The sequence below is a fragment of the Actinophytocola sp. genome, assembly GCF_049647105.1.
Lineage (GTDB): Bacteria > Actinomycetota > Actinomycetes > Mycobacteriales > Pseudonocardiaceae > Actinophytocola.
Window position 1 is genome coordinate 108465 of record NZ_JBARWZ010000059.1, and the last position, 19986, is coordinate 128450.

Annotated in this window: 14 protein-coding genes and 2 pseudogenes; 13 read left to right on the forward strand and 3 right to left on the reverse strand. The window is 71.0% G+C overall.

The window, feature by feature from the left end:
- The first annotated feature begins 42 nt into the window (after nucleotides 1-42).
- The 6 genes from WBA97_RS08075 to WBA97_RS08100 all read left to right on the forward strand — a co-directional run bounded on the left by WBA97_RS08075 (nucleotide 43) and on the right by WBA97_RS08100 (nucleotide 10726).
- Nucleotides 43-888: an NTP transferase domain-containing protein gene (locus tag WBA97_RS08075; protein ID WP_424230088.1), complete on the forward strand. Its 846-nt coding sequence runs from the start codon at nucleotides 43-45 to the stop codon at nucleotides 886-888.
- 16 nt (nucleotides 889-904) lie between these two features.
- Nucleotides 905-2719: an aldehyde ferredoxin oxidoreductase family protein gene (locus WBA97_RS08080; protein WP_424230089.1), complete on the forward strand. Its 1815-nt coding sequence runs from the start codon at nucleotides 905-907 to the stop codon at nucleotides 2717-2719.
- Nucleotides 2720-2786: 67 nt separating this feature from the next.
- The gene (gene fdhF, locus WBA97_RS08085; protein WP_424230090.1) at nucleotides 2787-5744 is read left to right on the forward strand and encodes a formate dehydrogenase subunit alpha; all 2958 of its coding nucleotides are present in this window, start codon (nucleotides 2787-2789) and stop codon (nucleotides 5742-5744) included.
- Nucleotides 5745-5844: 100 nt separating this feature from the next.
- Nucleotides 5845-7608, forward strand: a complete 1764-nt coding sequence (locus WBA97_RS08090) for an NAD(P)H-dependent oxidoreductase subunit E (RefSeq protein WP_424230091.1) — start codon at nucleotides 5845-5847, stop codon at nucleotides 7606-7608.
- Nucleotides 7605-8825 carry a gephyrin-like molybdotransferase Glp gene (gene glp, locus WBA97_RS08095; protein WP_424230092.1) on the forward strand — a complete coding sequence of 407 codons (1221 nt, stop codon included), beginning with the start codon at nucleotides 7605-7607 and terminating at the stop codon, nucleotides 8823-8825. The genes WBA97_RS08090 and glp overlap by 4 nt, the downstream gene beginning before the upstream one ends.
- A complete protein-coding gene (locus WBA97_RS08100) occupies nucleotides 8822-10726 on the forward strand; it encodes a molybdopterin biosynthesis protein (RefSeq protein ID WP_424230093.1) in 1905 nt (634 codons plus the stop codon). The genes glp and WBA97_RS08100 overlap by 4 nt, the downstream gene beginning before the upstream one ends.
- Nucleotides 10727-10736: 10 nt before the next feature.
- Here the strand turns inward: WBA97_RS08100 and WBA97_RS08105 are convergent, their stop codons facing one another.
- Nucleotides 10737-11666 carry a substrate-binding domain-containing protein gene (locus WBA97_RS08105; protein ID WP_424230094.1) on the reverse strand — a complete coding sequence of 310 codons (930 nt, stop codon included), beginning with the start codon at nucleotides 11664-11666 and terminating at the stop codon, nucleotides 10737-10739.
- A 62-nt stretch (nucleotides 11667-11728) separates the two neighbouring features.
- Between WBA97_RS08105 and WBA97_RS08110 the strand changes: the two genes are divergently transcribed.
- From WBA97_RS08110 to WBA97_RS08125, 4 genes are all read left to right on the forward strand, one after another.
- Nucleotides 11729-12574 carry a substrate-binding domain-containing protein gene (locus WBA97_RS08110; protein ID WP_424230095.1) on the forward strand — a complete coding sequence of 282 codons (846 nt, stop codon included), beginning with the start codon at nucleotides 11729-11731 and terminating at the stop codon, nucleotides 12572-12574.
- Between the two features lie 4 nt (nucleotides 12575-12578).
- Nucleotides 12579-13280: an ABC transporter permease gene (locus WBA97_RS08115; protein WP_424230096.1), complete on the forward strand. Its 702-nt coding sequence runs from the start codon at nucleotides 12579-12581 to the stop codon at nucleotides 13278-13280.
- Nucleotides 13277-14269: an ATP-binding cassette domain-containing protein gene (locus WBA97_RS08120; RefSeq protein ID WP_424230097.1), complete on the forward strand. Its 993-nt coding sequence runs from the start codon at nucleotides 13277-13279 to the stop codon at nucleotides 14267-14269. Before WBA97_RS08115 ends, WBA97_RS08120 begins: the two co-directional genes overlap by 4 nt.
- A gap of 528 nt (nucleotides 14270-14797) precedes the next feature.
- Nucleotides 14798-15955 carry a S8 family peptidase gene (locus tag WBA97_RS08125; RefSeq protein ID WP_424230098.1) on the forward strand — a complete coding sequence of 386 codons (1158 nt, stop codon included), beginning with the start codon at nucleotides 14798-14800 and terminating at the stop codon, nucleotides 15953-15955.
- 359 nt (nucleotides 15956-16314) lie between these two features.
- Here WBA97_RS08125 and WBA97_RS08130 read toward each other — a convergent pair whose 3' ends face one another.
- Both WBA97_RS08130 and WBA97_RS08135 read right to left on the reverse strand, forming a co-directional pair.
- On the reverse strand, nucleotides 16315-16617 hold the full coding sequence (locus tag WBA97_RS08130) for a hypothetical protein (RefSeq protein WP_424230099.1): 303 nt from the start codon (nucleotides 16615-16617) through the stop codon (nucleotides 16315-16317).
- Nucleotides 16618-16922: 305 nt separating this feature from the next.
- Nucleotides 16923-18455 carry a PKD domain-containing protein gene (locus WBA97_RS08135; RefSeq protein ID WP_424230100.1) on the reverse strand — a complete coding sequence of 511 codons (1533 nt, stop codon included), beginning with the start codon at nucleotides 18453-18455 and terminating at the stop codon, nucleotides 16923-16925.
- Between the two features lie 160 nt (nucleotides 18456-18615).
- On the opposite strand from WBA97_RS08135, the pseudogene WBA97_RS08140 reads away from it, so the two are divergent.
- From WBA97_RS08140 to WBA97_RS08150, 3 genes and pseudogenes are all read left to right on the forward strand, one after another.
- Nucleotides 18616-18920, forward strand: a pseudogene (locus WBA97_RS08140) (dihydrofolate reductase family protein); the annotation flags it as partial.
- Nucleotides 18921-18986: 66 nt separating this feature from the next.
- Nucleotides 18987-19064 (forward strand): annotated as a pseudogene (locus WBA97_RS08145) (dihydrofolate reductase family protein); the annotation flags it as partial.
- Nucleotides 19065-19708: 644 nt separating this feature from the next.
- The coding region (locus tag WBA97_RS08150; RefSeq protein ID WP_424230101.1) for a DUF6444 domain-containing protein at nucleotides 19709-19986 on the forward strand (278 nt) is incomplete at its 3' end.

Consider the following 19986-nt stretch of genomic DNA (forward strand, 5'->3'; position numbering starts at 1 on the left):
GAACGACATGAACCCCGCGCGGCCAGGGCTACCATCGGCAAGATGGGCGATGCGGCGGGTGTGGTGCTCGCGGGTGGGCGTTCCTCGCGGATGGGTGCGCCGAAGGCTGGGCTGGAGTGGCACGGCTCGACCCTGCTGTACCGGGCGGCCGCCGTGGTCACCAGGGCTGTCGACGGTCCGGTCGTGGTGGTCGCCGCGCCAGGGCAGGAGCTGCCAGAGTTGCCTTTAGGTGTCCAGGTCGTCGAGGACCCGGTCGAAGGGCTCGGGCCCATGCAGGGGCTGGCGGCCGGGCTGGCGGCGGTCCAGGACCGGGCCGACGCGGCGTTCGTGTGTTCCACCGACCTGCCCTTCCTGCACCCCGCCTACGTCGCGCGGGTGCTGCGGGCGCTCACCGACGACACCGAGGTCGTCCTGCCGGTGGCGCGTGGCTTCCGCCAGCCCCTCGCCGCCGCCTACCGGACCCGGATCGCCGGGCTCGTTTCGGATCTCCTCGCCAAGGGCAACCAACGGCCCGGGATGATCTTCAAGCACTGCGCGGTGACCCAGCTCGACGACGACGCCCTCCTGGCGGACGCGACGCTCGCGAAGCACGACCCGGACCTGGCGTCCGTGGTCAACGTCAACACTCCAGAGGACTACCGGGCCGCGCGGGACCGGGAGCCGCCGGAGGTCGTGGTCGAGCGGTTCGGGGTGCTGGCCAAGGGCGGCGGGCAACGACCCCGCACCGTGCGGGCCGCGACGATCGGCGCGGCGGCGGAGGCGGTCGGACTGACCCTGGACCGCCATGTCGTGGCCGCTCTGAACGGGGACCAGGTGACCAGGGACGGCCGGTTACCGCTGGTCTCGGGGGACACCGTCGCGTTCCTGTCGGCGGACGCCGGGGGATAGGGCATACAGTCGACACATGGCGCCAGGTGGTTTCTACGGACAGGCGCTCGTCGTGGACGTGCGCGGTGACGGGGCGGCAGGCACGACGCTTGCGCTCGACGACCAGGTCCTGCGGGCCTATCTCGGCGGGGTCGGGCTCGGTACATGGCTGATGCACCGTCTCGCCCCACCCCGCGTCGACCCGATGAGCCCGGAAGCGCCGCTCGCCTTCGTGTTCTCCTCGCTCGTCGGCACGCCGTTGACCACGAGCGCCAAGTTCGCGGTGGTCGCGAAGTCGCCGCTGACCGGGCTGCTCACCGACGCGCTCGCGTCCAGTCAGTTCGCCATCGCCGGCAAGCTCACCGGCCACGACGCGCTCGTCATCCGTGGGCGTGCCGACGCGCTGTCGGTTCTGCTGATCGACGGGGACGGACCACGGCTGGAGCCCGCGCCGGAACTCGAAGGGCTGTCCGCGGCCGACGCGGAGACCGCGGCCAGGGAGCGGTTCGGCCGCGGCTGGCGCACCGCCGCGATCGGGCCCGCCGGCGAGCGCGGCGTGCGGTACGCGACCATCAGCCACGACGGCAGGCACGCCGGTCGTGGCGGTCTCGGTGCGGTGCTCGGCGCCAAGAACATCAAGGCCGTGCTGGTGAAGGCGGCCACCAAGGTCGGCGTCGCCGACCAGGCCGGGGTGCTCGCCGCCGCCAAGGACCTGCGCGCCCGCAGTTTCGGTCCCGCCACCGCCAAGTACCGCGAACTCGGCACGCTCGCGAACCTGCTGGCCTTCAACGCGGTCAGCACGCTCCCGACCCGCAACTTCACCGCCGCCACCTTCGAGGAGGCGCCGAGGCTCGCCGCGGAGGAGCTGCACGAACTGCGGGGCGTCACCCGCAACAGCTGCGCCTCCTGCTCCATCGGCTGCGAGCACATCTACACCCGCAAGGGCAGTGACAAGGGCGCGGGCAGCCAGCGCATGGAGTACGAGAACGTCTTCGCGCTCGGCCCGCTGTGCGGTGTCTCCGACCCGGACGACGTGTTCGCCGCCAGCGCCCGCTGCGACGAGCTCGGCATCGACACGATCTCCGCGGGTGGCACGATCGCGTGGGCCATGGAGTGTGTCGAGCGCGGCCTGATCGACGAGCCGTGGCTGCGGTTCGGCGACGGCGCCGCCCTGCTCAAGGCGCTGGACGCCATCGGCACCCGCGAGCGGGGGCTTGGGGAGCTGCTCGCCGAGGGCTCCCGGCGCGCGGCTTGGCGGGTCGGGCACGGCTCGCTCGACTTCGCCGCGCAGGTCAAGGGCCTGGAGATGCCCGGCTACGAGCCACGCAGCCTGCAGTCGATGGCGCTCGGACTGGCCGTCAACGCACGCGGCGCCGACCACAACCGGTCCGGCGCCTACGAGGCCGACCTGTCCGGTGACCTCGACCGGTTCACTGGCGGCGAGGCACACGTCGCCGCCGCGATCCAGACCGAGGACAAGGCCGCGGTCATGGACTCCATGATCCTCTGCAAGTTCCTCCGCGGCATCTTCGACGACCCGTTCACCGAGTGGGCCCGGCTCCTCGCGCTGGTCACCGGCTGGGACATCGACGCGGAGGAACTCCACGGCGCCGCCCGCCGGATCGTCCGCGCGAAAAGGGCCTTCAACCTGCGTGAAGGCGCCACCTCGGCCGACGACACGCTGCCCGTCCGGATGCTCGAGACCCCGCTCGAACTGGGCTCGGGCCGCACCGCAACGCTCACCGCGCAACGGCTTCGCGCGATGGTCGCCGGGTACTACGTGGCACGGGGTTTGGACCAGGACGGCAGGGTGCCGCCCTCGGATCTGGCGGATCTTCATCTCCAGGCATAACGTCGGCCACACGAGCCGGGAGCCGTAACGGTATGCTGTATGCAATGCCAGGAGAGACGGAGCGACGATGACGACTCTCGAGGAGCCGGGGACGTCCACCAGGACGGTGACGGCCGAGATCGACGGCCGGCCGGTGACCGTGCCAGATGGCACGACGATCTACGACGCGGCCCAGCAGGCGGGCGTCGACATCCCCGTGCTGTGCCACAACGAGCGCTACGACCCGGTCGGCGTGTGCCGCATGTGCGTCGTCGACACGGGTGGCCGGGTGCTGGCCGCCGCGTGTGTACGGCCGTGCGAGGACGGCATGACCGTCAGGACCGACACCGAGGAGGTCCAGAAGCAACGCGCCACGCTCACCGAGCTGCTGATCGCGGACCAGCCCGCGCGTGCCGAGGACCCCAAGCAGACCAAGACCGGCGACAACCTGCTGCTGGAGCTGGCCGACCGGTTCGACGTCGCCAAGGAGACCACCGAGCTGCCGTGCGGCTCCGGGCGCGGGACCGACCTGTCCAACCCGGTCATCGAGGTCAACCACGACGCCTGCATCCTGTGTGACCGCTGCGTCCGCGCGTGCGACGACGTGCAGGGCAACGACGTCATCGGCCGCTCGGGCAAGGGCTACGAGACCCTCATCGCGTTCGACTTCAACGACCCCATGGGCCAGAGCTCGTGCGTGACCTGCGGTGAGTGCGTGCAGGCCTGCCCGACCGGCGCGTTGACCAACAAGGCCATCAACAACATCCCGATCCAGCCGCGTGAGCAACTCGACGCGGTCGACAGCGTCTGCCCGTACTGCGGCGTTGGCTGCGCGTTGACCTACTACGTGGACCGCGAGCGCGACGCGATCTCCTTCGCCGAGGGCCGTGACCAGCCGGGTTCGAAGAGCCGCCTGTGCGTGAAGGGCCGGTACGGCTGGGACTACGCCGCCTCCCCGCAGCGGCTCACGAAACCGCTGATCCGTGTCGACTCCGCCTACCCGAAGGGTCCGCTGTCCTCGGATGTCCGCGGCGAGAACGACCGCGGCCGGGTCGAAGGCGGCAATCGCGGCGGCGGTGGACGCAGTGACAAGAAGGACAAGAAGCTGGGCCGCGACGGCCGCCGCAAGCCGGGCGGGCTCGTCGACTACGACGAGGTCATGCCGTACTTCCGGGAAGCCACCTGGGACGAGGCACTCGACCTGATCGCCCGGCGCCTCAAGGAGATCCACGCCAAGGGCGGTCCCGGCGCGATCGCCGGGTTCGGGTCGGCGAAGTGCTCCAACGAGGAGGCCTACCTCTTCCAGAAGCTGATCCGCACCGGGTTCGGCACCAACAACGTCGACCACTGCACCCGCCTCTGCCACGCGTCGTCGGTCGCCGCGCTGTTCGAGGGCGTCGGCTCCGGCGCGGTCTCCACCACCTACGGCGATGTCGCCAACGCCGAGGTCGTGATCATCACCGGCTCCAACCCGACCGCGAACCACCCGGTGGCCAGCTCGTTCTTCAAGCAGGCCCGCCGCAACGGCACGAAGATCGTCTACGTGGACCCGCGCGCCAGCACGGTCGCCGAGCACGCCGACTACCACTGCCAGGTCAAACCGGGCACCGATGTCGCGTTCTACAACGGGATCATGCACGAGGTGATCCGGCTCGGGCTGATCGACCGCGACTTCATCCGCGAACGCGTCTCCAACTACGACGAGCTGGCCCGCACGGTCGCCGACTACCCGCCGGAGCGTGCCGCGCAGATCACCGGCATCGACGCCGACCTGATCCGTGAGGTCGCGAAGGTGTGGGGCGAGGCGAGCGCCGGTGTCATCTACTGGGGGATGGGCATCTCCCAGCACACCACCGGCACCGACAACGCCCGCTGCCTGATCGCGTTGTGCTCCATCACCGGCAACGTCGGCAAGCCGGGCGCCGGCCTGCATCCGTTGCGTGGCCAGAACAACGTGCAGGGCGCGTCGGACGCCGGGCTGATCCCGATGTTCTACCCGGACTACCAGGGCGTGGATCAGGACAAGACCCGGCAGCGGTTCGAGGAGGCGTGGGGGACCAAGCTCGACCCGAAGCGGGGTCTCACGGTCACCGAGATCATCGGGTCGGTGCTCAAGCCGGACGGCGTGCGCGGCATGTACATGCTCGGCGAGAACCCGTTCCTGTCCGACCCGAACATCAACAAGGTCCGCAAGGCCCTTGGCGCGCTGGACTTCCTCGTGGTGCAGGACATCTTCCTCACCGAGACCGCCGAGTTCGCCGACGTGATCCTGCCCGCCTCCTCCTACCTGGAGAAGGAAGGCAGCTACACCAACACCGACCGCCGCGTGCAGCTCGGCCGCAAGGTGATGGACCCGCCCGGTGAGGCGCGGGTGGACTGGGAGATCGTGCAGGACATCGCCAGGCGCGTCGGGCTTTCCTGGGACTACCGCTCGCCGAGCGAGATCTTCGACGAGATGGTCGCGCTCATGCCGTCCTACGCCAACCTCAGGCACGACAACCTCGGCCTGTCAGGGAAGCTCTACCCGAACGCCGACCCGGACCACTCCGACGGCACGGTCGTGTTGTTCGACGAGCGGTTCAACACCGACGACGGGCTCGCGCACCTGGTGCCCGCGCAGTGGCTGCCCGCCAAGGAACTGCCGGACGCGGAGTACCCGCTGGTGCTCAACACCGGGCGGCTGCTGGAGCACTGGCATACCGGGTCGATGACCCGCCGGTCCTTCGCGCTCGACACGATCGCGCCGGTCGCCGAGGTGTACATGCACCCGAAGGACGCGGCCGACCGGGGCGTCGCGCACGGCGAGCGGGTGCAGGTGCGCTCGCGACGCGGCGTCATCGAGCTGCAGGTGCGGATCTCGCACCGGGAGCAGCTTGGCAACGTCTTCATCCCGTTCCACTTCCGGGAGGCGGCGGCGAACCTGCTGACCATCGACGAGATCGACCCGTACGGCAAGATCCCCGAGTTCAAGTTCTGCGCGGTGCAGGTGGACGCGCTCGGCGCCGCACACGTCACCGAGTCGGCCATCCTGGGAGCGGCGGAATGACCGATGGCAGCCAGGAGCGGAGCGAAGGAGCGGGCCCCGTCTGGACCGAGGAGCGCGCGCAGCGCCGAGCACGCGACGAGGGAAGGCGAGGTCTGAGCGGATGAGCGAAGCGACCAATGTCACCGCGCGTGCCGAGGCCGTGCGAGCCCGGTGGGTACCAGGAGTCGAGGGGCGCGCGGGCAAGTTCCCCGGCCCGTCGCTGATCCCCGCGCTCAACGCGATCCAGGCGCGACTGGGCTGGCTGCCGCGCGAGGAGCTGGAGGAGCTGGCCCGCGAGGTGCGCAGGCCGCGCTACGAGATCGAGGGCATCGTCTCGTTCTACCCGCACTTCCGCACCACCCCGCCGCCCAAGGTCGCGCTGCACGTCTGCCACGACCTGTCGTGCTGGCTGCGGGGCGGCGAGGACCGGATCGCCGCGGTCAGGGCCCGGTACGGCGAGGACACCGACGTCGAGCTGGTCGAGGTCTCCTGCCTCGGCCGCTGTGACGTCGCCCCCGCCGCGGACGTCAACGAACACCCCGCGCCGGTGTCCGATGTGGACGAACTGGTCGCGGCGGCCCGTGGCGACGGGGTCGGGGAGGCGGCGGCCGCGCGGCGGACGGACCCGTGGCCCAACGATCCCTACCCGTCCGGTACCGGGATCGGCGAGCGATACCGGTCGCTGCGGGCGTTGCTGTCCGGCGAGCTGAGCGCGCAGGAGGTCGTCGCCACGCTGTCCGACTCCGGGTTGCGCGGGATGGGCGGCGCCGGGTTCCCCACCGGCAAGAAGTGGGAACTGGTCGCGGGTACCGGCGACCGGGTGAAGTACGCGATCTGCAACGCCGACGAGTCCGAGCCCGGCACGTTCAAGGACCGCCAGATCCTCGCCGACCAGCCGCACCTCGTCCTCGAAGGGCTGCTGCTCGGCATGGCCGTGGTCGGCGCCGAGCAGGGGTACGTGTTCATCCGGCACGAGTACGGGCCGGAGGAACGCGTGCTGCGCAAGGAGATCGAGGCGCTGCGGGACGCCGGTGTCATCGGGCCGGACGCGGGTGGTTCCGGACTGCGGCTCGACCTGGAGATCTTCGTCTCGCCAGGCGGGTACATCCTCGGCGAGGAGACCGCGCTGCTCGAATGCATGGAGGGCCACCGAGGCGAGCCGCGCAACAAGCCGCCCTTCCCCGGCAACTACGGCCTGCACGGGCGGCCGACGCTGATCAACTCGGTGGAGACCTTCGCGGACGTGCCGGTGATCCTGCAGCGCGGCGCCGACTGGTGGGGCGGGCAGGGGCTCGGCGATTCGGTGGGGTGGAAGTTCTTCGCCGTCTCCGGTCATGTCGTGAACCCTGGCGTGTACTGCGTGCCGATGGGCACCACCGTCCGCGCGCTCATCGACCTCGCCGGTGGCGTCGAGGACGGCAAGGCCGTCGGTGCGGTGCAGCCCGGTGGGGCGTCGTCGAACTTCATCGGACCGGACCAGCTGGACCTGGCACTGGACTTCGGCACGCTCGCGAAGGCGGGCACGATGCTGGGTTCCGGCGCGCTGGTCGTGATGGCCGAGGGCACCGACCTGCTGGCCGCGGCCACGAACGTGCTCCGGTTCTTCCGCAACGAGTCCTGCGGCAAGTGCGTGCCCTGCCGGGTAGGGTCGACCAAGGCGCACACGCTGCTGCGCGACCAGCTGGACACCGGTGACTCCGCGCTGGACGACGGGCAGCGGGCGCAGGTGCTGCGGCTGGAGGAAGCGATGCGCAAGACGTCGATCTGCGGGCTCGGGCAGGTCGCGCTCGGTCCGGTGGTGTCGGTGCTCGGCCTCGACAAGGGCGGTGCCGCGGCCCGTTCGCAACCCCGCCCGGACGGTGCGGCGGAGCAGCCGAACCGTTGACGGGTAAGGAGTTCTTCACCGCCCGCACGGTCGCCGATGCCCTCGCGGGGTTTCGTCCGGAACACCGGACGCCGGTCGAGCACGTGCCGCTCACCGACGCCCTCCACCGGGTGCCCGTCGAGGCGGTACGCGCGCCAACGTCACTGCCCGGCTTCGTGAAGTCCACAGTGGACGGCTATGCGGTGCGGGCCGAGGACACCTACGGCGCGTCCGACGGGCTGCCGTCCTACCTGGACCTGCTCGGCGCGGTCCGGATGGCCTCGGCGCCCGACGTCGCCGTGCGACCGGGTGGCTGCGTCGCGATGCCGACCGGGGCAGTGCTGCCCGACGGCGCCGACGCCGTGGTGATGGTGGAGTACACCGCCGAGACGATGCCCGGCACGATCGAGGTCACCCGGCCGGTCGCGCCCGGCGGCGGGCTGGTGCGGGCCGACGAGGACGTCGCGGCAGGCGCCCCGCTCGTGCCAGCGGGACGGCCATTGCGGGCACCGGACCTCGGGATGCTGGCGGCGGCCGGGGTCACCTCGGTCGCGGTGCACGCCAGGCCCCGCGTCGCGATCATCTCCACCGGTGACGAGGTCGTCCCACCGTCCACTGTGGAACTGAGCGCCGGGCAGGTGCGGGACGCGACCGCCTCGGCGCTGGCCGGGCTGGTGCTCGACGCCGGTGGCGCACCCGTCCTGGCGGGCATCGTCAGCGATGTGCCCGGCGCGCTGAAGGATCGGCTGACCGAGGTCCTGCCGGACGCCGACCTGGTGGTCGTCTCGGCAGGCTCGTCGGTCGGCGCCCGTGACGAGACCGCGGGCGCGGTCGCCGCGGTCGGTTCCGTGTGGTGCCACGGGCTCGCCATCAAACCGGGCAAGCCGACGCTGCTCGCCGACTGCGGCGGGATCCCGTTGATCGGGCTGCCCGGCAACCCACTCTCCGCGCTCGTGGTCTTCTGCCAGGTCGGCGTGCCGCTGCTGTGGCGGCTGTCCGGGTGCGAGACGCCGCCACCCGTGCCGAGCACACGTGCCCTGCTCTCCCGCAACCTGGCGTCGGCCGCCGGGCGGCTCGACGTGGTGCAGGTTCGGCTGCGGGACGGCGTCGCCGAACCGGTGTTCGGGCCGTCCGCGCTGCTGTCCGTGCTCACCCGCGCCGACGGCTACCTGGTGGTGCCCGAACCGGCGACCGGGCTGGACGCCGGGTCCGAAGTGGAGGTCGTCCTGTACCGATGAGTGCTGACAGCCCGTTCGTCTCCGACGTGCCCGCCGCCAAGGCCCACATCGCCTGGCGGGAGGCCCGCGCCGCCGCGGGGTGCCCGCCGAGGCTCGGCGTCGTGCGGATGCCGGTAGGCGAGGCGGTCGGGCGCGTGACCGCCGAACCCGTGTGGGCGGCGCGGTCCTCGCCCGCGTTCGACTCGTCCGGGATGGACGGCATCGCGGTCCGCGCAGAGGACACCCTCGGCGCCGCCGAGACCACCCCGGTCCTGCTCACCGACTTCGCGGTCGTCGACACCGGCGACCCCCTGCCAGACGGCTACGACGCCGTGGTCATGCGCGAACACGTCCACCACGTCGGCGAGCAGGCGGAGATCCGTGCGGCCGTCCCGCCCTACCAGCACGTCCGGTCCATCGGCGAGGACATCAGCGCCGCCGAACTGCTGCTGCCCGAGGGACATCGCCTGCGGCCCGTCGACGTCGCCGCGTGCGCGGCGGCCGGGGTCGTGGCGCCCGCGGTCCGGCGCGCGCCGGTCGTCGCGGTCATCCCGACCGGCGACGAGATCCGTCCCCTCGGCGCCGTCCTCGAACCGGGGGACATCCTCGACACCAACTCGCTGATGCTCGCGGCGCAGGCCCGGGAGGTGGGCTGCGAGGCACGCGTCGCCGAGATCGTGCGCGACGATCCCGGCGCCATCACCGCCGCGGTCCGGGACGCGGCCGCGCACGCGGACCTGGTCCTGCTGATCGCGGGCTCCAGCGCGGGCCGCGACGACTACACCGCCCGCGTCGTCGCCGGTGCGGGAACGCTGGCCGCGCACGGCGTCGCCGTCCGGCCCGGCCACCCCGTCGTGCTTGGCGTCGTTGACGCCACCCCCGTGGTCGGCGTGCCAGGCTACCCGGTCTCCGCCGCGCTCACGTTCGACATCTTCGCCGCGCCGCTGCTCGCCGAACTGGAAGGCGCGCCACCCCGCGAACGCCCGTCCACCACGGCACACCTCGCCCGCAAGCTCCCGTCCGCCATCGGCATGGACGACTGGGTCCGGGTCCGCCTCGGCCGGGTGCGGGACCGCGTCGTCGCCACCCCGCTGCCGCGCGGCGCCGGGGTGCTCACCTCGTTGGTACGCGCGGACGGGCTGCTGGTCGTACCGTCCGGAGTGGAGGGCCACCACGCAGGCGAGGAGGTGCGGGTCGAACTCCTGCGCGGCCTCGGCGAGATCGACCGCACGATCGTCGCGATCGGCTCCCACGACCTCGTGCTGGACCTCGCCGCGTCCGCGCTGCGCGCCGACGACCCGCTCATCACGCTCGCGTCGTCCAACGTCGGCTCACTCGGCGGGCTCGTCGCCCTCCGCGACGGCCTGTGCCACCTGGCGGGTTCGCACCTGCTCGACCCGGCGACCGGCGAGTACACACTGCCCTATGTGGACAAACTGCTCGGTGACGACATCGCGGTGATCCGCCTCGTCCACCGCGACCAGGGCTTGATCGTCGCGCCCGGCAACCCACTGGAACTGGCCAAGATCGACGACCTCACCCGCCCCGGCCTGCGGTACGTGAACCGCCAGCGTGGCGCGGGCACCCGCGTGCTCCTCGACCACGAACTGGCGCGCCATGGCATCGACCCGGCCGACGTGCCCGGCTACACCCGCGAGGAACACACCCACCTCGCGGTGGCCGCCGCGGTCGCCGCGGGGCGCGCCGACGCCGGGCTGGGCATCCTGGCGGCGGCCCGCGCGTTCGGTCTCGACTTCGTCCCGGTCACCCAGGAGCCCTACGACCTGGTCCTGCACAAGGAAAGCCGCACCGACGACCGGCTGGCCCCGCTGTGGTCCAAACTGGCACAGCCCCGCTTCCGTGACGAGGTCGAGGCGCTGGGTGGTTACTCGTGCGCCGAGACCGGCAAGAGGATCCGCTGAACCCCGGCAGCTACCGGCTCGCCGGACGGGCGAGGCGGTCGACTTCGCCGCCCTTGCTGAGGTCATAACCGCCGAGCGCGGTGATCTCGGCGCGCACCGCGGGATCGCGCAGCGCCGCCACGAAGGGAGCGGCGGTGTCGAGCACGTCCTCGGACAGGACGAGGTCGTACTCCTCCCAGGCCAGCGAAAGGAAGTCCAGATCGAGGTCCGCGGCGGCGGCACGCACGGCCAGCCCCGCATCCGCCGCGCCGGCCGCGACCGCGAGCGCGACCTCCAGGTGCGACCCGAACTCCGGGCCGCCGACCTCGTCGGGTGCCACGCCCGCCGAGGACAGCGCGTGGTCGAGCAGCACCCGGGTGCCAGTGCCGGGACTGCGCTTGGCCACCCGGAGCCCGCGCAGCTGCCGGATGTCCGTGATCCCGCGCGGGTTCCCGGCAGGCAGCAGCAAACCCTGCTCGCGCCGCCACAGGTGCAGCAGCGTTGGTTGCCTGCCTCGCAGAACCGCCCGCGCGAACGGCGCGTTGTAGACACCGCTGTGGTGCCGCAGGTGCGCGGTCGCGCCGTCGGCGGTGTTCGCGGCGACCGCGGCGAGACCGTGCAGGCTGCCGCGCGCGGGCACCACGGCCACGCGGTCACCGAGGTGCCGCACGAGCAGGCTCATCGCGGGATCGTCGCTGCCCGCGAGCCGGAACGCCCGTGTGCCACCGAGCAGGCGCCGCGCCGCGGCCGGTCCGTCATGGCCGACCCGTGCTCGCCGCCTTGGCTCCAGCGTGATGACGCCGTGTTCGGCGAGGTGGCGGTAGGCACGGCTCGCGGTGGCGGTCGTCGTGCCGCGCGCGGTGGCGAGGTCCCGGACGCTAGGAAGTTCGCTCCCGACGGGTCGCTCACCCGCGAGCACCGCTTCCGCCAGCGCCGTACCCAGATCCAGATATCGGGTCATGTGTTCCTCGACTCGCCGGGTTACCCTTGTGCGCATCTGTAATGCTACAGAAGGAGTCAGCGATGAAGCGGTTACTGGCGTTGCTGACCGTTCTGCTCTCGCTCACCGCGTGCGGCACGGATCAGGCTGGCGGGCCGGACAGCGAGAAGTCCCTCATCCTCGCCACCACCACGAGCACCCAGGACTCGGGCCTGCTCGATGTGTTGCTGCCCGCGTTCACCGAGGACACCGGCTGGCGGGTGAAACCCCTCGCCGTCGGTAGCGGGCAGGCGATCGAGCTTGGCAGGCGCGGTGAGGCCGACGTGCTGCTCGTGCACTCCCCGGCGGCCGAGGAGGAGTTCGTCGCGGAGGGTACCGCCGGGCGGCGCACCTTGGTGATGCACAACGACTTCGTGCTCGTCGGGCCGGCCGCCGACCCGGCCGGGATCAAGGGCGTGCCCGCCGAGGAGGCGATGAGGAGGATCGCGGACTCCGGGGCTGGTTTCGTGTCGCGCGGCGACGAGTCCGGTACCCACGCACGCGAGAAGCAGCTGTGGGAGAAGAACGAGATCGTCCCTTCCGGACAGTGGTACCGCTCCACCGGTCAGGGCATGGGCGCCACCCTGCGGGTGGCGAGCGAATCGTCGGCCTACACGTTGACCGACCGCGCGACCTTCCTTTCACAGAAGGAAAACCTCGCGCTCGCGGTCCTGAACGATGGCGGCAAGGCGCTGCTGAACATCTACCACGTCATCGAGATGACCGAGCGCGCGGGCGACCGCGTCCAGCCCGACGCCGCCAAGGCGTTCACCGCCTGGATCACCGGCGCCGAGGGGCAGCGGATGATCGGCGAGTTCGGTAAGGACGAGTTCGGCCAGGCCCTGTTCGTGCCGGATGCGGGCAAGGACGCCGCCGCCCTGGGCGACTGACCACGTGGACGTACTGGCCGACGGCTTCCTCGAAGCGCTGCGGTTGCTCCTGACCGGGGACCAGGACACGTGGGCGATCACGGTCCTCACCCTCCAGGTCTCCCTGAGCGCGACCGTGATCGCGTCCCTGGTGGGCGTGCCAGCGGGCACCGCGCTCGCCATCGGCCGCTTCTGGGGCAGGCGGGCGGTCCTCGCGGTCGCGAACACGGGCATGGGCATGCCGCCGGTCGTCGTCGGGTTGTTCGTCACCGTGCTGCTGTGGCGGTCGGGTCCGCTCGGCTCGTTCGGCCTGCTGTACACGCCGGCCGCCATGGTGATCGCGCAGGCCGCGATCGCGACGCCGATCGTGACCGCGTTGACCGCCACCGCCCTGCAGCAGGTCGACCCGGACTTCCTGCTGCAGATGCGCGGGCTGGGTGCCACCCGGCTCCGGGCACTCGGCGCGCTCCTCGGGCAGGCCAGGCTGCCGCTGGTGGCCGCGGGACTGGCCGCGTTCGGTGCCGTGGTGAGCGAGGTCGGTGCCGCGCAGATGGTCGGCGGCAACCTGGCGGGGGAGACGCGGGTGCTCACCACGGCCGCGGTGCTCGCCACCAGCCGAGGACAGTTCGCGCTGGCGATCGCGTTCGGGTTGATCCTGCTCGTGATCGCGTTCGCGGTGAACCTGGCCGTCACGCTCGCGCAGCACCGGCAGTCGGCGGACCGGTGAGCATCGGGTGCCGCGACCTGCGGGTCACCGCGGGCGGACGGGCACTGGTCGCCGTGCCGTCGCTGGATGTCGCGGCGGGGGAGACCGTCGCGGTGCTGGGCCCCAACGGTGCGGGGAAGTCCACGCTGCTGCGTGCCATGGCGCATCTGGACACCGGGACCCGGACGGGGACGGTGCTGCTCGACGGCAACCCGGCCACCACCTCGGCGCTGCGCAGGGCGACAGCGGCGGTGCTGCAACGCCCGATACTGCAACGCGCGACGGTCCTCGACAACGCGGCCGCGGGCCTGCGGCTACGCGGCGTGGCCCGCCGTGAGGCCCGCCGCCGCGCCGAGCCGTGGCTGACGGCACTCGGCGTCGCACACCTCGCCGACCGGCACGCCGGCACCCTGTCCGGTGGTGAGGCACAACGGGTTGCCCTGGCACGTGCGCTGGCCGTGTCGCCGCGCGTGCTGCTGCTGGACGAACCGTTCGCCGGTCTCGACGCCACCACCCGCACCGACCTGCTGGCGGACCTCCGTGCCGCGCTGGACGACCAGGACGCGGCGGTCCTGCTCGTCACCCACGATCGCGTGGAAGCACGCGCGCTGGCGGACCGCACCGCGCTGTTGGTGCGAGGCGAGATCCGCCAGCTCGGCGCGACGGTGCGGGTGCTGGACGCGCCCGCCGACCTCGAGTGCGCGAACCTGCTCGGCTTCACCACCCACCTGCCACCCGCGCTCACCGGCCGGGACACGATGCTGGTCGCCCGCCCGGAACGCTGTCTCCCCCTGCCGGTCGACAGCCCACCGCCACCGGACAGCATCTCCGTGGACGGTGTCCTGCGCCGGATGGTCCCGCTCGGTGGCGCGGTCCGCCTCGACGTGGACACCACGGCGGGCCCGGTCACCGCGGTGACCACAGTGGACACTCCGATCACCCCCGGTGACCCGATCCGCGTCGCGGCACCCATGGCACACCTACGGGAATGCCCCCCGGCCAGGCCGTGACCGGAGCCCGGTGGGGGTCACTGACGCGTTCGGCACGGCCGGACGGAACTGTCGAGCGTCAGGACCTTGGCGTGGACGTCGTCGGCGTCGGGGTGGCCGAGTTCCCGCAGGATCGCCAGCGCTTCGTGCCATACCGACCTCGCCTCGGCGTCCTGGCCGAGCACGGCGTGGGCGTCGCCGATGTGTGACAGGGTGTCGGCCTGGTTCGCGGAGCAGTTCCGGCCCGCTTCCGCTACAGCGGCGCGTCACTGGCGATCTCGGCGTACCTGATCGTGGTCGCCCTGATCAGCCTCGCCGCCGTGATCGCGATGCGCGAGGGGCGGGCAACCCGCTCGACTGGGCTGAACGCGCGGATGTAAGGGCTTACTGTTGATCTTCGCGACCGGCTTAGCGTGGCTGACCCAGGGTGACCAATTCGATACGCCTCGTGGCGGATTGTCATCTTATGCGACTAGTTGGAAACTTGTTAACGCAAGCCATTTCCAGTCGAGGGTCCGTAAGCGGCTTGCCAACCCTGCGAGGTATCTCATGAAACACGTGAAATTAGCCGTCATCGTCGCCGCGGCGGCGTGCGCGACGGTCGGGATGGCGGCCCCCGCGGCCGCCGCGCCCGCGTTGGTTCCCGTTCTCAATGCCGCCGCCGACGGCGTGCCGGGGCAGTACATCGTCACGCTGAAGGACGGTCCGAGCGTCCAGTCCGCCGAGGCACTCGCCGCCGACGTCAAGGTCAAGCCGCGGCACGTCTACCGGGCGGCGCTCAACGGTTTCGCCGCCACGCTGTCGGCCGACCAGCTGCGCGAGCTGGCTGCCGACCCGTCGGTCAAGCGGATCGAGCAGAACGCGGAGGTGTCGATCGAGGGCACCCAGACCGGCGCCCCATGGGGGCTCGACCGGATCGACCAGCCCGCGCTGCCGCTGGACGGCAACTACAGCTGGAACTCCGACGGCACCGGCGTGACCGCGTACATCATCGACACCGGCCTCGACGCCGACCACCCCGACTTCACCGGTCGCGGCGCGAACGTCTACGACTCGGTCGACGGGTCGCTCGAGGACTGCAACGGGCACGGCACCCACGTCGCGGGCACCATCGGCGGCGCGACCTACGGCGTGGCCAAGAACGTCGCGCTGCGCGGCGTGCGCGTCCTTGACTGCGGCGGCAGCGGCACCTGGGAGGGTGTCATCGCCGGCATGGACTGGGTCACCGCGAACCACGTCGGCTCGTCCGTGGCGAACATGTCGCTCGGCGGCGGCTTCAACCAGTCGGTGAACGACGCGGCGACGCGGATGGCCGACTCCGGTGTGTTCACGGCGATCGCGGCGGGCAACTCCACGTTCGACGCCTGCCAGTACTCGCCGGCCAGCGCCGCCAACGTCACGACGGTCGCGGCGAGCGACTCGTCGGACACCAGCGCCTACTTCACCAACTACGGCGCCTGCGTCGAGGTCTACGCCCCGGGCGTGGCCATCACGTCGTCCTGGCTGAACGGTGGCACGAACACCATCAGCGGCACCTCGATGGCCTCCCCGCACGTGGCGGGCATCGGCGCGCTCTACAAGAGCTCGCAGGGCGACGTCGCCAGCGCGACGATCAACGCCTGGGTGCAGGCGGCCGCGTCGCCGAACGTCATCGTCGGCGCCCCCGCGGGCACGCCGAACCTCATGGCCCAGAGTGGTGGGCTGTAAGGATCTGACCGTTCGACTGCCCGGCCCCCGGCACTGTCGCCGGGGGCGGGCAGTCGTCGTCTCCGGGGTTTCACCGGACTTGGCTGGTGCAAGGTCTTCGTTGTGAACCCCACCTGCGAGCCGCGTTCTCCCCCTGCCGCCCCCGGAGGTCGTGGTGTGGCTGGACGTGCCGGTCACCGAAGATCACCGCGGGATCGTGCAACGGGGAGAGAAGTCAGCGGCACCTCGCGCTGACAGCGTCGGGACGACGAAGCGAGCCGCCTCTGTGTTCGAGACGGCGTGTCAGGCGGTGGTGAAGTCGACCGGGTAGAGCTTGCTCGGGAGGTCGGTCACCAGGTACACCTCGTCTGCCCGCGACACTAGATGGATTCGAGGGTGATGGTGGCGAGCAGGCTGGACAAGCTGGTCAGCCCGATGGTGAGGCAGGCGATTCCGCCCGGGGTGCTGAACTGCTCCTCGATCTGGGCGAGGGAACCGGTGAATGAGCCAGTGATCACCGTGCCGGTGGCGATCGCAACCGTGATCAGACCGCTCACCTGCGTGGTCGTCGCGTTGACCGCGATGGTCGAGGAGGTGCTGATGTCCTGGGTGAAGCTCGGGTCGGGGTAGAGGTTGCGCAGCACGAGCGTGCCGTCATTGGCGTCGGCGAGCAGCCCGCTCATGCCGTTGCCGTTGTTGGACCATTACAGCCAGTTCTTGCCGCACGCGGCGGTGGCGTTGCTTGACCTGTCGGCGGTGCGGCTGATGGCGATGGTGTAGCAGCCGCTGCTGTCGGTGGTGATGTTTTGGTCGTGAATGCACGGGTGACAGCCCCGGAGCCGAGTTCGTACATGCACAGTGACCAGTAGCGCCCTTGTCCGGTGCCCATGGTCGTGTCACCGCCCAGCGTGGGGAGTGTGGTGAGGACCTTGCCGGTGAGCGACCACGACCTGACCCGCTGGGTCTCCGAGGCCGGGCCCGGTGGAGGTCACGTCGGGACGCGGCGACGGGGCAGCCGCCTGCGGTGAGTCAGGTAGACGAGGGAGGTGCCCGCGAGGAGCAGCCACGCCCCCAGACCCACCAGACCGGTGGGCACCCCACCGGTCGCTGCCAGTTCGGTGGGGGCTTGGCCGTCGGCCGGGAGCGGTGCCTGGCAAGGTGCGGCGAGGTTGACGGTCGCTGTCGCACTCGCCTGCTCGTCGGCGTTGCGGCTCATGGTCTGGCCGGTGAAGGTGTCGGCCGTGAGTTCGGGCACGGAGGTGCCGCCGGAGCTGGTTTCGGTCACCGTCACCGTGTGGTTGCCGGGTTTCGCGTAGGTATGCGTCGTGGTCGAAGTGGACGTCCTCTCGGTCGTCCCGTCCCCGAAGTCCCATGAATAGCTTGCGATGGTGCCGAACGCGACGGTGGATGCCGACGCGTCGAGCGTGGCCTCGCATCCGGTGGCCGATGCCCTGGCCGATACTGCCGCCTTGGGCGCCTGGTCGGGGGTGATGGCGATGTTGCTGCTCAGGCCGCCGTTGTTGGTGGCGGGTATGGGGTCGCCGGGCGTGCGGGTGGCGGTGTCGATCGGGACGACGCCGAGTGTGGTGCTGAGGTAGGCGGTGGCGCCGTCCGGGGTGATCGCGATGTCGCCGAGCCCGCCGCCGGGGATGTTGATCGGCTGGCCGGCGGTGTTGGCGGCGGTGCTGATCGGGACCACCGTGCCGTTCTCGGTGGCGACGTAGGCGGTGGCGCCGTCGGGGGTGATCGCGATGTCGCCGAGGACACCGGTGAAGGGGATGGAGCCCGTGACGGTGTTGCCGGCGGTGTTGATCCGCACGACCGCCGCTGTGGTGCTGACGTAGGCGGTGGCGCCGTCCGGGGTGATCGCGATCGCGCCGAAGCCGCCCGTGCCGACTGGGATCGGGGTCCCGGCGGTCCCGGCCGCGGTGTCGATTGGGAAGACCTGGCCGAGGAAGGTGTCCTGGACGTACACGGTGGCGCCGTCGGGGGTGACGGCGATGGCTCCGGGCGCTCCCTGGCCGGGGAACGGGATCGCCGCCTCGGGGGAATTGTCGGCGGTACTGATCGGGACGACCTGGGCCGTGCTCGGGTCGGGGCTGTGGAAGTTGGAGACGTAGGCGGTGGTGCCGCCGGGGGCGATCGCGATGCGGCCCACCTCGTTGTCCGGGCCGAGGTCGATCGTGCCGACCGCGTTGGTGGCGGTATCGATCGTGGTGACCGTGGTCCCGCCCGTGTTGGTGAGGTAGGCGGTCGCGGCGTCGGGGGTGATGGCGATGTCCCGCTCGAGCCTGCCGACGCTGGGGATTTCGCCGCCGGCCGCGTTGGCCGTGGTGTCGAACGGGGTGATGGCGGTGGGACCGGTGACGTACGCGGTCCACCCGGGACCGGGTGGCTGGGCGCCGACGGCGGGGGCTGGGCCCGCGACCACCCAGCCCGCCGTCAGGACAGCGACGCTCGCAGCGGTCGTCCGCCGGAGCACCGGGTGTCGGGACTGGCTGTACGGATGGCCGGGGGTCATTAGTCTGCTCCTGTGCGTCGGCTTGCTGAGACCCGTGCATCTTGCCGAGCGTGGGCCCGGAAACCGATCAGAACAGCCCCAACGGGATCGTAATCCACTCGGTCGAGCGTTCCTTTGTACCTGTTCGGGTGGGCCGCATCGACCTCCGCGCGCCGCTGCTCGGCCTGAGCCCAAGGCATGGGACCCGGAGGCGCCGTTTCACTTCTTCGACGGCGTCCAGGCAGCGGTGGACAAGGCGCAGGAGCTTGCGGGTGACCGCATGGTCGAGGTCGCCGCCGGCGACGTCGGCGGCCAGGTGCTTGCCGCGGGCCTGGTCGACGAAGTGCGCGTGGACTCGTACCCGTGGTGTTCGGGTCCGGCAAGCGCTACTTCGGGCCGGTCCACGCCCAGCACCTGTTGGCGGATCCTGACGTGGTGATTCAGGGCAACCGGGTGCTTCACCTGCGCTGTCAGGTGCACTGTTGACCGATTAGGTTTCGCGCCGCGCCCATCTGTACGTGTGAGATCGACCGACTCACGGGAGGCTGACGCATGCGGAAACTGACCTTTGGCATGAATGTGACCCTGGACGGTTACATCGCCGTGCCCGGCGACGACCTTGGCTGGAGTGGGGTGAGGGGCCGGACTCGTCCCGCCCCCGGGCGATTTCGCCGCCACCTACCAAACCTTCTGCGGTACCTGACCCTTCCGATGGTTACCCCTGCCTGTTCGAGGCCGGCGCCGGGATGTGCACGTACCCACCGCGACTTGGCTCGCCCGCGAAACACGGGATGCGGAATGATTCCCCGGGTGAACAGCCTGGTGATTCTCGGGATCGACGGCTCGGGAAAGACGACACAGGCCACACTCCTCACCTAGTGCCCCGTCCAGGTGGATTGGGGTGGTTATCGGTGGATCCCGGTGTTCGCTGGCAAGGCGCCGAAGGTCCTCGTACCGGTTGTACTTGGGCCTTTCGGCAACGCGGCCAGCGGGCGGCGGGGCCAAAAGAGAATCATGCCGTATCCGCCTGGACCTAGATGCTCACCCGGTCGGGCCGCCGTGCGGAGCTGTACACCCGCTCCGCCGGTGTCCGGCTCACGGATCCGCCCCGGGTTCGGACCGAACGGGCCTCTCCAAGCGGCGTAACAGTAGCTGTTCAGCTGGTTGGTGGCCGGTGTGAGCATGGGGGCGGCGTTTGAGATGATCTTGGCGTGTCTGGTGCGGAGGAGTTGTCACGTGAGGAGTTGCTCGCGCCGGTTTCCGCTCAGGCCAGGATGATCGAGGTGTTGACGCAACGGGTGGCGGATCTGGAGCACCGGCTGGGGCAGGATTCGTCGAACTCGTCGCGGCCGCCGTCGTTGGATGCGCCGTGGGCGAAGCGGCCGGCGAAGAAGCGTTCGGGCCGGACCAGGTCGGGGCGTAGGGCGGGTAAGCAGCCGGGTTCGGCGTCGTTCTCACGGACCCTCGTTGATGATCCTGATGAACGGTTGGAGATCCATCCGGATCACTGCGGGTCCTGTGACGCCTCCCTGCGCGGGGCCGAAGAACACAG

Excerpts from the sequence above, each read along its gene's own strand:
- WBA97_RS08110 (WP_424230095.1), top strand. The coding sequence starts at position 11,729 with ATGAAGCGGTTACTGGCGTTGCTGACCGTTCTGCTCTCGCTCACCGCG.
- WBA97_RS08105 (WP_424230094.1), bottom strand. The coding sequence starts at position 11,666 with ATGACCCGATATCTGGATCTGGGTACGGCGCTGGCGGAAGCGGTGCTC.
- WBA97_RS08100 (WP_424230093.1), top strand. The coding sequence starts at position 8,822 with ATGAGTGCTGACAGCCCGTTCGTCTCCGACGTGCCCGCCGCCAAGGCC.
- WBA97_RS08125 (WP_424230098.1), top strand. The coding sequence starts at position 14,798 with ATGAAACACGTGAAATTAGCCGTCATCGTCGCCGCGGCGGCGTGCGCG.
- fdhF (WP_424230090.1), top strand. The coding sequence starts at position 2,787 with ATGACGACTCTCGAGGAGCCGGGGACGTCCACCAGGACGGTGACGGCC.
- WBA97_RS08130 (WP_424230099.1), bottom strand. The coding sequence starts at position 16,617 with ATGAGCGGGCTGCTCGCCGACGCCAATGACGGCACGCTCGTGCTGCGC.
- WBA97_RS08135 (WP_424230100.1), bottom strand. The coding sequence starts at position 18,455 with ATGACCCCCGGCCATCCGTACAGCCAGTCCCGACACCCGGTGCTCCGG.
- WBA97_RS08075 (WP_424230088.1), top strand. The coding sequence starts at position 43 with ATGGGCGATGCGGCGGGTGTGGTGCTCGCGGGTGGGCGTTCCTCGCGG.
- WBA97_RS08090 (WP_424230091.1), top strand. The coding sequence starts at position 5,845 with ATGAGCGAAGCGACCAATGTCACCGCGCGTGCCGAGGCCGTGCGAGCC.
- WBA97_RS08080 (WP_424230089.1), top strand. The coding sequence starts at position 905 with ATGGCGCCAGGTGGTTTCTACGGACAGGCGCTCGTCGTGGACGTGCGC.